11 protein-coding genes and 1 pseudogene are annotated in these 13,310 nt (G+C 71.0%); 4 read left to right on the top strand and 8 right to left on the bottom strand.

The window, feature by feature from the left end; all coding sequences use genetic code 11:
- Positions 1-82: 82 nt before the first annotated feature.
- The 5 genes from ABZ896_RS19870 to ABZ896_RS19850 form a co-directional block, all read right to left on the bottom strand.
- Positions 83-625: a DUF3455 domain-containing protein gene (locus ABZ896_RS19870; RefSeq protein WP_360930285.1), complete on the bottom strand. Its 543-nt coding sequence runs from the start codon at positions 623-625 to the stop codon at positions 83-85.
- Positions 626-758: 133 nt separating this feature from the next.
- On the bottom strand, positions 759-2,216 hold the full coding sequence (locus tag ABZ896_RS19865) for an aldehyde dehydrogenase family protein (protein WP_360930282.1): 1,458 nt from the start codon (positions 2,214-2,216) through the stop codon (positions 759-761).
- Positions 2,213-3,943 (bottom strand): D-aminoacylase, encoded by a 1,731-nt coding sequence (locus tag ABZ896_RS19860; protein ID WP_360930280.1) that lies wholly within the window; start codon positions 3,941-3,943, stop codon positions 2,213-2,215. The genes ABZ896_RS19865 and ABZ896_RS19860 overlap by 4 nt, the downstream gene beginning before the upstream one ends.
- 15 nt (positions 3,944-3,958) lie before the next feature.
- Positions 3,959-5,077 carry an LLM class flavin-dependent oxidoreductase gene (locus tag ABZ896_RS19855; protein ID WP_360930277.1) on the bottom strand — a complete coding sequence of 373 codons (1,119 nt, stop codon included), beginning with the start codon at positions 5,075-5,077 and terminating at the stop codon, positions 3,959-3,961.
- A gap of 101 nt (positions 5,078-5,178) precedes the next feature.
- Positions 5,179-5,949: a glucose 1-dehydrogenase gene (locus ABZ896_RS19850; RefSeq protein ID WP_360930274.1), complete on the bottom strand. Its 771-nt coding sequence runs from the start codon at positions 5,947-5,949 to the stop codon at positions 5,179-5,181.
- A 168-nt stretch (positions 5,950-6,117) separates the two neighbouring features.
- Here ABZ896_RS19850 and ABZ896_RS19845 point away from each other — a divergent pair, with 168 nt between their 5' ends.
- Positions 6,118-6,861, top strand: coding sequence for a hypothetical protein (locus tag ABZ896_RS19845; protein ID WP_360930271.1), 744 nt, complete (start codon positions 6,118-6,120; stop codon positions 6,859-6,861).
- A gap of 32 nt (positions 6,862-6,893) precedes the next feature.
- Positions 6,894-7,679 (top strand): hypothetical protein, encoded by a 786-nt coding sequence (locus tag ABZ896_RS19840; protein WP_360930268.1) that lies wholly within the window; start codon positions 6,894-6,896, stop codon positions 7,677-7,679.
- Between the two features lie 7 nt (positions 7,680-7,686).
- Here ABZ896_RS19840 and ABZ896_RS19835 read toward each other — a convergent pair whose 3' ends face one another.
- Positions 7,687-8,355, bottom strand: a complete 669-nt coding sequence (locus tag ABZ896_RS19835; RefSeq protein WP_360930265.1) for a response regulator transcription factor — start codon at positions 8,353-8,355, stop codon at positions 7,687-7,689.
- Between the two features lie 86 nt (positions 8,356-8,441).
- Entirely contained in the window at positions 8,442-9,392 is a 951-nt protein-coding gene (locus tag ABZ896_RS19830; RefSeq protein WP_360930302.1) for an LLM class F420-dependent oxidoreductase, read from the bottom strand.
- A 105-nt stretch (positions 9,393-9,497) separates the two neighbouring features.
- Here ABZ896_RS19830 and ABZ896_RS19825 point away from each other — a divergent pair, with 105 nt between their 5' ends.
- The gene (locus ABZ896_RS19825; RefSeq protein ID WP_360930262.1) at positions 9,498-11,693 is read left to right on the top strand and encodes a PQQ-binding-like beta-propeller repeat protein; all 2,196 of its coding nucleotides are present in this window, start codon (positions 9,498-9,500) and stop codon (positions 11,691-11,693) included.
- Here the strand turns inward: ABZ896_RS19825 and ABZ896_RS19820 are convergent.
- Positions 11,665-12,900, bottom strand: coding sequence for an amidohydrolase family protein (locus ABZ896_RS19820; RefSeq protein ID WP_360930259.1), 1,236 nt, complete (start codon positions 12,898-12,900; stop codon positions 11,665-11,667). The genes ABZ896_RS19825 and ABZ896_RS19820 overlap by 29 nt on opposite strands.
- A gap of 201 nt (positions 12,901-13,101) precedes the next feature.
- On the opposite strand from ABZ896_RS19820, the pseudogene ABZ896_RS19815 reads away from it, so the two are divergent.
- A pseudogene (locus tag ABZ896_RS19815) lies at positions 13,102-13,310 on the top strand (hypothetical protein); the annotation flags it as partial.

Below are 13,310 nucleotides of genomic sequence, written 5' to 3'. Positions count from 1 at the left end.
TCAGTCCCCCCCGGCGGCGGGGGGGGGGGGGGGCCCCCCCCCCCCCGGGCCCCCCCCCCCCGCGCCGGTTCAGGAGCCCGCGTTACTTCGCCGGCTTGTAGAAGGCGTACGTCGCCGTGTACTGGACGCCCACCTGGTCCGTGCCGGTGCAGGTGCCGGCCGGGGCCACGCCGCCGGTGGTGTTCAGGCGCTGGATGTAGGAGACGCCTCCGAACTCGCCCGTGCCCCGGGTGGCCGTGGCCTGGAGGAGGAGCTCGGGAATGGTGCCGGTCTTCGGGGAGTTGGCGATCGCCGCCGCGTTCACCGCGCTGCCGTCCACCGTGGAGACCCAGACCGGGCCGCGGGAGTGGAGGGCGACCGTGCGGCCTCTCTTGTCGCTCAGGGTGGCGGCCGGCTCCAGGAGCTTCCAGGCGCCGTCGGTGCAGGTGTAGGTCTGGACGCCCCGGGCGCTGAACACGGCGGTCAGCTTGTTGCCGTCGGGGACCGCGAGCGCGGCCGGAGCCTTCACTGCGGCGGGGGCGGGGTCGGACGCGGCGGCGTGACCGGCCGTCGTGCTGAGGAAGGTTCCGGCGGTGGCGGCGAGAGCGGCGACAGCGGTCAGCGTCATGCGCTTGTTCAGCTTCAAGTCTGTTCTCCGGAAGGATTCTTGACTGTTCGTCAGGAGGACTGTGCCATTCCTTCGCCCTCCACACCCGAACACAACGGCCCGGCACGGACAATGGTTCACCTGTCCGAAAAAGAACCGCGAAGAATTCACTTCACCCCGGCCAGACGATCGACTGCACCTCGCTGTAGGCGTGCAGCGCGTACGACCCGCAGTCCCGCCCGACCCCGCTCTTCCGGAAGCCCCCGAACGGCGCCTCCATGTTGCGGCCCACGGTGTTCACCCCGACCCCGCCGGCCCGCAACCGCCGCGCCACCCGGAAGGCCCGGGCCACGTCCGCCGACCACACGTAGTCGATGAGGCCGTACTCCGTGGCGGACGCGAGGGCGATGCCCTCCTCCTCGTCGTCGAACGGCGTCACCGTCACCACCGGCCCGAAGATCTCCTCCCGGACCACCCGCATGTCGGCCCGGCACTCGGCGAACAGGGTCGGGCCGACGTAGAACCCCCGCTCCAGCGCCGGCCGTTCACCGCCGACGACCACCTCCGCGCCTTCCTTGCGGCCGAGTTCGACGTACGACTCCACCCGCTCCCGGTGCGCGGCGGAGATCACCGGCCCGACCACCGTGCCGGCCTCCCGCGGGTCCCCGACCTTCAACCGCCCAGCGTAAGCGGCCAGTTGCTCCACCAGGCGCTCGTACACCGGCCGCTGCACCAGCACCCGCGTGGGCGCCGTACAGATCTGGCCGCTGTAGAAGGAGAAGGTGGTGCCGATTCCGGCCACCGCCGAGCCGAGGTCCGCGTCCGCGAAGACGAGCGCGGCGCCCTTCCCGCCCAGCTCCATCAACTGCCGTTTCAGCGCTTGCCCGCAGACCTCGCCGATGCGCCGGCCGACCGCCGTGGAGCCGGTGAAGCTGACCATGTCGACGTCCGGAGAGTCGACGGCGGCCTCACCGACCTCCACCGCGCGGCCGCTGACCACGTTCACGACCCCGCGCGGCACCCCGGCCTCCTCCAGCGCCTCCGCCATCCGGTAGACGGACAAGGGGTCTTGGGGGGCCGGCTTCACCACCACCGTGTTGCCCATGGCGAGCGCCGGCGCGACCTTCCCCGCCGGATTCGCCCAGGGGTTGTTGTACGACGTGATGCAGGTGACCACCCCGACCGGCTGCCGTACGGCCAGCGCGCCCATCACAGCGGCCTTCCCCATCGGCCCGGCCTCGTTGATCTGCGGCGGGATCGCCCACTCGGCGGGCTCGACGCGCGCGTACCGCTTGAACCGGGCGGCGGCGACACCGACTTGCATCGCGCGCGCGACACCCGTGGTCGCCCCGGTCTCGGCCTGGGCGAGTTCGGCGTACTGCATGAACCGCTCGCCGATGACCCGCGCGGTCCTCTCCAACACCGCCGCCCGCTCCTCGGGCGCCGTGCGCGACCACGGTCCGAAGGCCTCGCGGGCCGCGGCACAGGCCGCGTGCACCTGATCCCGCGAGGCCTCCGGGGCCCGGCCGACGGTCTCCTCGGTGGCCGGGTCGACCACTTCGTAGTGCCCGCCGTCCGGGGTCACCCACTCCCCGCCGATGAACAGCCGTTGTTCTTCTGGGGAGTTCACCTCGTGCTCACCGTCCGGGTGTCCCGCCCGGAGCGCAGCACCCGGCCCGCGACGGCCCCGCTCACCGCGTCGTCGCGGATCGCCTCGACGCCGTTGACCCACACGGCCCGTATCCCGATCGCCCGGGAGTCCAGCCGCGGACTGTCACCCGGCAGGTCGTGCACCAGGGTGGCCTTGCCCGCGTCGATCCGCTCCGGGTCGAAGAGGACGAGGTCCGCATGGAAACCCTCCTGGATCCGGCCGCGTTCACGCAGTCCGAAGAGCCGGGCGGGGTCGTCGGTGAGCATCTTCACGGCGTGTTCCAGCGAGGTCAGTTTCCGCCCGCGCAGACAGTCCCCGATGAACCGGGTCGTGTACGGCGCCCCGCACATCCGGTCCAGATGCGCCCCGGCGTCGGAGCCGCCGAGCAGGACGTCCTCGTGCTGCCACGCCTCGGCCCGCATCGCCCAGGACGCCGGGTCGTTGTCGGTCGGCATCGGCCACAGCACGGTCCGCAACTCGTCGGCCACACAGATCTCCACGAGCGTCGCGAACGGCGACTGCCCCCGCTCGGCCGCGATGTCCTCCACGACCCGCCCGGTCAGCCCGCGGTTCGCCTCGCTGTACGTGTCCCCGATGACGTACCGCCCGAAGTTGGTCAGCCGCCGGAAGACCCCAGCCTCCTTGGCCTGCGAGTGCCGCAACAGCTCGTTCTGTACGGCGGGTTCGAGCAGTCTCTCGATCCGTTCGGGGACGGGGAGGCCGAGGACCGGGCCCCAGCCGGGGATCAGGTTCAGCGCGCAGAAGGTGCCGAGCGACATGTTCATCGGCGTGAGGATCGGCATGGTCAGCGCGACGACCCGGCCGCCGGCCTTGCGGGCCCGTTCACTGGCGAGGAGTTGGCGGGGCACGCGCTCGGGGACGGCCGAGTCGATGGTCAGCACGTTCCAGTTGAGCGGCCGGCCCGCCGCCGCGCTCATCTCGGCGAACAGCTCGATCTCCGCGTCGCTGAACTGGTCGAGACACCCGGCGACGATCGCCTCGATCTGCGTCCCCTCGTGCTCCCCCACGGCCCGGGAGAGCGCGAGCAGTTCGGCGGGCAGCGCGTGCCGGGAGGCGACGGGCTTGCCGTCGCCGTCGGAGTGCGTGGAGGACTGGGTGGTGGAGAACCCCCAGGCACCGGCGTCCATGGCCTCGTGGAACAGCCGTAGCATCTGGGCGAGTTGCTCGTCGGAGGGCTGCCCGCCGACGGCGTCCGGTCCCATGACGTACCGCCGCAGCGCGCAATGCCCCACCATGAAGCCCGCGTTGACCGCGATCCGCCCCTCAAGGGCGTCCAGGTACTCCCCGAACGAACTCCAACTCCAGGGCGCCCCCTCTTCGAGCGCGACCAACGACATCCCCTCGACCTTGGACATCATGCGGCGCGTGTAGTCGGCGTCGTCGGGACGGGCGGGGTTCAGGGGCGCGAGCGTGAACCCGCAGTTCCCGGCGGCGACGGTGGTGACCCCGTGGTTGAGCGAGGGCGTCGCGTACGGATCCCAGAACAGCTGGGCGTCGTAGTGCGTATGCGGATCGACGAACCCGGGCGCGAGCACGAGCCCGCCGGCGTCCTCGGTGGTGCGGGCGTCCTCGGTGACGTCCCCGACGGCGGCGATCCGGCCGTCCCGGATGCCGACGTCGGCGGTGCGGGCGGGGGTGCCCGTGCCGTCGACGACGGTCGCTCCCTTGATGAGGTGGTCGAGCATGGAACCGAACCCCCTTTACGCGGACTCGCGGAACCTCGTGGTGCGGTGGACCGGATCCGTGTCGATCTTGGGGATGACGTGCTCCCCGATCAGCCGGATCGTCTGGAGGGTCTCCTCCTTCGGCACCCCGACCGGCAGTCCGAAGCTCAACTGGTCGGCGCCCGCCTGCTCCCACCGCTTGCACTGCCGGACCACCTCGTCGGGGTCGCCGCAGATCAGCAGCTCCTCCTCGATGAGGACCTCGACGAACTCGGCGGTGTACTCGGGCAGCGTCTCCGGCCACACCGGGAAGCCCTCGGGCCGCGGGAAGGTGTCGTGGTAGCGGAAGACCAGCGAGGGCAGGTAGTGCAGCCCGCCGTTCACCGCGATCTCGATCGCCTCCGCGTGCGTCGGCGCGCAGATCGCCGTCGTCGTCACCATCACGTTGTCGTTGACGAAGGCCCCGATCGGCTCGGCATCGACCACAGCCGTCTTGTACTGCTCCAGGACCCACTCCATGTCGGAGACCTTCTGCACGCTGAAGCCCAGGACCCCGAGCCCCTTCTTCGCGGCCATCGCGTACGACGGCGGCGAGCCGGCCGCGTACCACATCGCCGGGTGGGCCTTCCCGTACGGCTTGGGCAGGATCTTGCGCGGCGGCAGCGACCAGTGCTTGCCCTGGAAGCCCGGGTACTCGTCCTGGAGCCACATCTTGGGGAACTCCGCGATGGTCTCCTCCCAGATCTCCTTGGTGTAGTTCATGTCGGTCACCCCGGGGATGAACCCGAGGATCTCGTGCGAACCGGCACCACGGCCGCTGCCGAACTCGAAGCGGTTCTGGGAGAGATGGTCGAGCATGGCGACCTTCTCGGCGACCTTCACCGGGTGGTTGACCTGCGCGAGCGGGTTGAAGATGCCCGAGCCGAGATGGATCCGCTCGGTGGCGTGGGCGAGATACCCGAGGAACACGTCGTTCGCGGAGAGGTGGGAGTACTCCTCCAGGAAGTGGTGCTCGGACGCCCAGGCGTACTTGAAGCCGGACCGGTCCGCCTGGATGACGTACTCGGTCTCCTCCATCAGCGCCTTGTGCTCGGCGAGCGGATCGGTCTCGGCCCGCTTGCCCACGTATCCCTGTACAAAGAGCCCGAATTCCAAGGAGGTTCACCGTCCCCAGTTGTTTCTGACGCTCCGTCAGATTCGCGATCTGCCGCCGACTGTGGCACCGGGCGCGTGGATGGTCAAGACATGACGGCCCGTCAGCCGAGCGAGACCCCGGCCAGCCAGCCGCCGTCGATCACGAACGGCTGCCCGGTGATGTAGGAGGAGTCCTCGCAGCTGAGGAAGAGCGCGAGCCGGGCCACCTCCTCCGGCCGCCCGATCCGCCCGAGCGGCACGAGCTTGCGGTAGAAGCGGTCGAGCCCCCGCGCGGCCTCCTCGCCGTCCATCGAGGGGTCCAGGGCCGCCGGGTTGGACATCGCCGTGTCGATCGCGCCCGGGCACATGGCGTTGACGCGGATGGCGCGCGGGGCCAGTTCCAGCGCGGCGACCCGGGTCAGCCCGAGGATCGCGTGCTTGCTGGCCGCGTAGGCGCCGACCGCCGCCATACCGGTGACGCCCGTGTAGGAGGCGGTGTTGACGATCGTGCCGCCGTCGGACATCCGGGGCGCGACCGACTTGATGCCGAGGAAGCAGCCGACCTGGTTGACCTCGACGATCCGTATGAACTCGTCGAGCGGGGTGTCAAGCAGGGCGTTGAAGCGCAGGATCCCGGCGTTGTTGACCAGCCCGTCGATCCGGCCGTGCGCCTCGACGACAGCCCGGACGGCGGACCGCCACTCGTCCTCCCGGCTCACGTCGAGGTGGACGTAGCCGGCGCCGATCTCCTCGGCGAGCGCCTCCCCCTGCTCGTCCAGCACATCCGCCACGACCACCTCGGCGCCCTCCGCGCAAAACAGCCGGGCCTCCTGCTCCCCCTGCCCGCGCGCCGCGCCGGTGACGAGGACGACGCGTCCGTCGAGCTTGCCCATGGCGAACCCCTTCGCATCGGTGGAGTTCGCATCGTAGCGCCGGATCTGACGGAACGTCAGATGGCAAGTGACCTACGAGTAGGGACATTTGCCTCTGTGCACGCCCTGTGCGGTCCGCCAATAATCCGTCACGGAAAGGCAAAGCCACCCCCAAGAACGGAGACTGGCGTGGCCAGGAGGAGACTCAGGAACAAGAAGGTCCGGTACGTGGCGATCGGCGCGGCCCTGGCCACCGGCGGTGCCGTCGTCACCGTCCTGCTGCCGTCGGCGAACGCGGCCGAGGAGAAGACCCCGGCCCAGATCATGGACCTGTGCAAAAGGGCCGAGGTGCTGAGCGGGAAACAGCAGTCCATCGAGGACTTCGGCGGCCACCCCATCGCCGGGCCGAGTTTCGGCTCCGACAACTGCGATTTCGTGGAGACGAAGTTCGAGACCTTCGACGGCCCCACCGAGAAGGCGTCCATCGACTTCCCCAACTGCGAGCCGAACGCCACCGATCCGGCCAAGGTCTCCATCAGCTGGGAGTCCGAGGTGGCCCAGGGGAAGGGCAAGCAGATCGCCACCGTGCAGGGCGGTTCGGGCGGCCTTTTCGGTGTGCTGAGCGGCACCTGGTCGGTCCACAGGAGCTCGCTCGACATGACGACCAACACCGCGAAGGCCGGCAGCAAGGACACCGTGGAGGTGCCGGTCGGAAAGGTCGCCCACATCCAGTTCACGCCGAAGATGCAACGCATGACCGGTGAATGGCGGGTGCGCATCGACGCCTTCCCCGGCGACTTCGCCAACAACCCCACCCCCGAGCAGAACTTCGTCCTCCAGGACGTCGTCGAGGGGCCCAGCATGCTGCCGGGCGCCGCGGGCGCGCCCGGAGTGGTGGACGGCACCGCGAAGACCGTCCTTGAGGACTGCTGACCCGCCACCCCCTCTCACCAGGAGAAACCCTCATGTCCAGAAGTCACGGCCGACGCAGCCGCAGGAAGCGTCTGGCGCTCATGGTCGCCGCGCCCGCGGTCGCCGTCGCCGCCGGTGCCACCCTGCTGAACCCGGCCGGTGCCGCCACCCCCTCGGAGGTCACGGCCGACTGCCGCGCCGACTCCGAGAAACTCGCGAACTGCGAGTTCGTGGACGTCCAGTTCAAGCAGAACAGCCTCGGCCCCAACGAGCGGGTCTCCCCCGTCTCGGACAACTGCTCAAACGCCTCGACCACCACGAAGACGTTCAGTGTGAGCGCCTCGGTGACCCGGACCATTCAGCTGGAGGAGGGTTTCATCGCCGACAGCGGTATCAAGCTGGGCAATTCCTTCTTCGAGATCGGCGCGAAGTTCCAGACCAAGGAAGTCAACATCACCCGGGACGACACCAAGACCACGCTCGCCTTCGACCGGACGGACACCGTGCAGGCGGACAGCATCGGCTTCTTCATGTGGTCGCACAAGCGCACCGACGTGAGCGGTTTCATCAAGGCCACGTACAAGGAACCGCAGGACGGGCAGACCGTGTTCTTCTCGCCGAGCGAGGGGGCCGCGACGATTCACGTCTTCTATCCGCAGATCCTGAACAACGGAACTCCGGACGGGCGGTTGTGGCTGCGCAATGTGAAGTGCGGAACGCCCGAAGCCTCCGGTCTGGTGAACTCCACACGGGCGCTCCGCTCGGAACCCGGTTTCGGTGAGGGCGGGGGGAACGTGACGGACGTGGAAATCCCGCTGTCGGAGGTTCCGGCGCCTTAGCCGGTTCTCAGGTGCGAAGCACGGGCGCGGGCACGGGCGTGGCTCCCAGCCAGCGCAGGACCGCGTCCGTGCTGCCGCGCGCGTCGAGCTTGGCGTAGATGTTGCTGAGGTTGTTGCGGACGGTCTTCTCGCTGAGCCGCAGCCGCAGCCCGATCTCCTGGGCGCCGAGACCGGTCGACAGCAGCTCCATGACCTCGCGCTCGCGCGGTGACAGCAGCGCCCGCAGCCGTTCGATCGCCGCTCCCGCCGCGGGGGTGTGCCGGGCGCCCTCGCGCAGGGCGGCGCAGGCGGACGGCGAGAGGTAGGTGTGGCCGACGGTGGCGCCGACGACGGCCGAGGAGAGCATGCAGGTGCAGTGGTCGCCCTCCACGAGGTAGCCCGCCCCGCGCCGGAACACCTCGACGACGGTCTCCGTGTCGTGGTGGCCGCTGACCACGATGACGGGAGCGCCGGAGCCCGCCAACTCCCCCAGCGCCTCCAGGGGTTCGTCGCAGCGCAGGACGACGACGTCGATGCCGTCGGGGACCCGGAAGGGCCGTGCCAGCCGGACGATCCGGCCGACGTACGGATCGTCCGGGGCCGGCCAGTCCGCGTGCGGCCAGTCTCCGTCCGCGCAGGCCAGGGCCACGGAGAGGCGGGGCGGGGAGCTGTGGGGGGAGTTGCCGGAGGTGCGCACTTACGGTCCTTCCGCCGGAGCCGTCACGTCCGTACGTCCGTACATACGCGGCCCGGCGGGGACTTGTTCAAGCTTTCAACGACAGTTCAGGCTTTCAGGAGCGGCCCCACCTCGGCGCCGAACACCCTTATCTGGTCCAGGAGTTCGCCGGCGTCCCGGCTTCGAAACCGCACCTGGAGCTGGTCGACGCCCATCGCGCCGTACGCCCTCAGGGACTCGGCGAGTTCCTCGGGCCGCCCGGTGAGCGTGCGGCGGCCGACCTCCCACCCGGGCTCACCGACATACAGCGGCTCGGCGATGGCCCCGACGGTGAACGGCCCGTCGATGCGGGCCTCTTGGCGCAGCCGCCGGATCCGTGCGATCTGTGCGGGCAGCCGGTCGCGCGGATCGCCCTGGGGCAGCCAGCCGTCGCCCTTGAGCGCGGCCCGGCGGACGGCGGCGGGCGAGGACCCGCCGACCCACACGGGGACTTGAGGCTGGGCGGGGCGCGGCTGCTGGCCGAGCCCCTCGAACGCGTAGAGCCTGCCGTGGTGTTCGGGGAACTCCTCCGGGCCGAGCGCCGCACGGAGCGCGTCCATCGACTCGTCCAGCACGCTCCCGCGCCGCTCGAAGTCGACGCCGAGCGCCTCGAACTCCTCGGCCACGTGCCCGGCGCCGACCCCGAGGATCAGCCGCCCGCCGCTCAGCCGGTCGAGGGTGGCGTACTGCTTCGCGGTCGCCAGGGGATGCCGTAGCCCCACCACGGCGACATGGCTGAGCAGCCGCGCCCGCTCGGTCACCCCGGCCAGGAAGGCGAGGGTGGCGACCGGGTCGTACCAGACGGTGCCCATCGCGGCCGCGAGGCGGCGCGGGATCGCCACGTGGTCGCAGCAGGCGACGTAGGCGAACCCGGCGCGGTCGGCGGCCCGCGCGATCTCCACCAGCTCGGGCGGCCCCGCGGCGGCCTCCCAGGGCTCGGCGTAGAGCGTGCTCTGGGACTGGACGGGGAGCTGGATGCCGTACTCCACGAAGACCCCCTCGATCTGACGGACCGTCATATAGTGCGGGCGCCCGGCTCCGGAGACAAGACTCACGTCCGCCTCCGGGCCGTCCGGGCGTCGTAATAACCTTTCGAGCGATCGCCCCGGCCCTCAGGAGGAGTTGTGACGCTGACCGACGAAGACCCGCGCGTCGTCGGCGACTACGTGCTGACCTCCCGGCTGGGCAGCGGCGGGATGGGCGTCGTCTACGAGGCGCGGTCGGCGTCCGGGCGGCGGGTCGCCCTGAAGGTGGTGCACCAGCAGTTCGCGGCGGACCACGAGTTCCGGGTGCGGTTCCGGCGGGAGGTCGAGGCCGCGCGCCGGGTCAGCGGGGTGTTCACGGCGGCCGTCGTGGACGCGGACCCGGAGGCGCCGCGCCCCTGGATGGCGACCGCGTTCGTGGCCGGGGACACGCTCAGCGAGCGGGTGCGGCGGCAAGGGCCGTTGCGCGGCGCGGAGTTGCGGCAGCTGGCGGTCGGCCTCTGCGAGGCGCTGCGGGACATCCACCGGGCCGGGGTGGTCCACCGGGACCTCAAGCCGTCCAACATCGTGCTCTCCGACGACGGTCCCCGCGTGATCGACTTCGGGATCTCCCGCGACTCGGACGACCAGGCCCTCACCACGACCGGCCGGGTGATGGGCACCCCACCCTTCATGTCTCCCGAGCAGTTCAGCGCACCCCGGGACGTCGGTCCGGCCTCGGACATCTTCTCACTGGCGTCGGTGCTGGTGTTCGCGGCGACCGGCGGCGAGCCCTTCACCCGGGACACCCCGTTCATGACGGCCTTCCAGGTGGTCCACGAGCCGCCGGACCTGACGGACGTGCCCGACGCGCTGCGCAGGACGCTGGCCCCCTGCCTGGAGAAGGACCCAGAGGCGCGGCCCCGCGCGGAGGTCCTGCTGAAGACCCTGTGGACCCTGCCGGACGACGACGGGACGCCGGTCGCGCGGGCCGCGGGAGGCGCCCCCGAGCCGGTGACCCGCGGCCCCGGAGGCCGCGCGGACACCCCCACCAGCGCCTCCTCCTCCCGGTCCGGCAGACGTCGTACGACGACCCGGATCGCGCTCGGCACCGCCCTCGCCCTGCTGGTCGGCGGCGGTACGTGGGCGGCCCTGGACGACGGGGTCGAGGCGGCCGGCTCCGGGAAGTCGCCGGTGGCGGCGACGCCGGCCCGGGTGAGCGGCGCGCTCCCCGCGGGCTGGAAGGGGCCGTGGAAGGCGGGCGTCGTCCCGGCCGAGTGGAACCAGACCGGGGGCCCGCCGACCTGCCGGCTCTCGGGCGCCTCCCTGTTCTGCGAGTCCGACGGGTCCGTCGCCCGGATCGGGGTCGCGGACGGCTCCGTGGCCTGGTTCCACGGGGACGCCCAGCAGAGCAAGACGTACAACCTGGTGGGCGTGGGCGGCGGCACGGTCGTCGAGCAGCGGGAGGACGTGGCGAACCACCCCGGCGACGGACACGTCACGGGCGTCTCACCGGCCACCGGCAAGGTGCTGTGGACCGTGAAGGGCTACGCCGGGCAGTCCGCGGTCACCGACGACCTGCTGGTCACCGACTTCCAGCAGGCGCGGGGGCTGCACGCGCTGGACATCCGCACCGGCGAGGAGCGGTGGACCTTCCACACCGGCTACCAGGACGACGGGGGCGACTGCACGGCGGTCGCGTCCGGCGGGCGGCTGTTCGCCGAGTGCGGCTCGGGCACGCAGGAGCCCGCGTTCTACGCGCTCTCCGCCTCCGGTGCGACCCAGTGGACGTACAAGTCCGGTCCGCGGACCTTCGTGGACCCGGTGGGCGTGAGCGGTTCGGCGGTGGTGGTCCGGCAGACCAGTGACTCCGTGGAGAACCGCGCCAACCACATCTTCGCCCTGGACGGTTCGGGCAAGCGGCTGAAGGGGTTCGCGCTGAACGAGCCGGACACCTCCAAGGTCGCCGTCGCCGACGGCACCGCCTTCACGGTCCGGGACAACGGCGAGGCCTCGGCGTACCGGATCAGCGACGGCAGGCGCCTGTGGACGACACAGCTCCAGCAGGACGGCCTGTCCATGCCGGTGCTCACGGGCCGGGTGGTGCTCTACGCCACCTCCAGCGGCCGCGTCCTGGCCGTGGACCGGAACACCGGCAAGGTGCTGTGGACCACGGCCCGGATGGCCGCGGAGAACTCCGGCGACGAGTGGGACGTCGTGGACCGCGTCCGGGTCGCGGGGCGGGCGGTGCTGGTCGCCTCGGCGGGGCCGCTGGTGACGGCGATCGACGGGGCGAAGCCGGGGAAGCTGCCCCCGAGTTCGCCGACGGTCAGGGGGACCAGAGCCCCTCAGGGGTGAGGCCCAGCAGCTCGATCGCGTTGCCGCGCACGATCCGCTCCACGACGTCCGGCGCCAGGTGACCCATCTGCGCCTCGCCGACCTCGCGGGACTTGGGCCAAGTGGAGTCGGAGTGGGGGTAGTCGGTCTCGTACAGGACGTTCCCGACGCCGATCGCGTCGAGGTTCCGCAGCCCGAACGCGTCGTCGAAGAAGCAGCCGTAGACGTGCTCGGTGAAGATCTCGGACGGCGGCCGGTGGACCTTGTCGGCGACGCCGCCCCAGCCGCGGTTCTCCTCCCAGACCACGTCGGCGCGCTCCAGGATGTAGGGGATCCAGCCGATCTGGCCCTCGGCGTACATCACCTTGAGGTTCGGGAACTGCTCGAACTTGCCGCTCATCAGCCAGTCGACCATCGAGAAGCAGCAGTTGGCGAAGGTGATGGTCGAACCGACCGCGGGCGGCGCGTCCTTGGAGGTGGAGGGCATACGGCTGCTGGAGCCGATGTGCATCGCGATGACCGTGCCGGTCTCGTCGCAGGCGGCGAGGAAGGGGTCCCAGTCCGCGGAGTGCACGGAGGGCAGGCCCAGGTGCGGGGGGATCTCGGAGAAGGCGACGGCGCGGACGCCGCGGGCGGCGTTCCGCCGTACCTCTTCCGCCGCCAACTCGGCGTCCCACAGCGGGATCAGGGTGAGGGGGATGAGCCGCCCCCGCGCCTGCGGGCCGCACCACTCCTCCACCATCCAGTCGTTGTACGCCTTCACGCACAGCAGGCCGAGTTCGTGGTCCTTCGCCTCGGTGAAGGTCTGGCCGCAGAAGCGCGGGAAGGTGGGGAAGCAGACGGCTGACTGGACGTGGTTGACGTCCATGTCCTCCAGGCGCTGCGGGACGTCGTAGGAGCCGGGGCGCATCTGCTCGTAGGTGATGACCTCCAGCCTGATCTCGTCGCGGGAGTAGCCGACGGCGGTGTCCAGGCGGGTGAGCGGGCGCTGGAGCCCCTCGTACAGCCACCAGTCGCCGAGCGGGCCGTCGTCGCCGGGGGCGCCCATGACCGGGCGGAAGTTGCCGCCGAGGAAGCTGATCTCCTTCAGTGGCGCGCGGACTATGCGGGGTCCGGTGTCGAGGTACTTCTTCGGGAGCCGGTTCTGCCAGACATCGGCGGGCTCGACCGTGTGGTCGTCGACGGAGATGATCTTGGGAAGTGCCGCGGTGGTCTCCATGGCGCTCACGGTAGCGCCGATCTGACGACCCGTCAGCTACACGGACGGTGCGCGATCGCTGGCGCTCCGGCGCGGAAGTGTGCGAAGAGCGCGTGAGGGCCTTGTGATATACCGCGCGTCCACCTGTGATCAGCCCCTCCACAGCTGACGCACCCGGCACGGACAAGGCAGACTGGCGGGGTTGTGGAAGGGTGCCCTAGGGGGACGGCGATGGACGAGGTACCGCGAGTGCCGGAGCAGAGGCGTCCGGGATCCTCGGTGGAAGCGGGGGGCGACCGGGGGGCCGGGGTGGACCGGGGGTTCGGGGTGGACCGGGGATCCGAGGCCGACCGGGGGCCCGAGGCCGACCGGGGATCCAGGGCCGACCGGGGGCCCGAGGCCGACCGGGGATCCAGGGCCGACCGGGGGCCCGAGGCCGA

The organism is Streptomyces sp. NPDC047072 (assembly GCF_040643855.1).
Taxonomy (GTDB): Bacteria; Actinomycetota; Actinomycetes; order Streptomycetales; family Streptomycetaceae; genus Streptomyces.
The sequence above is the reverse complement of the archived record's forward strand: the minus strand, read 5'-3'. Positions and strand labels throughout refer to the sequence as shown.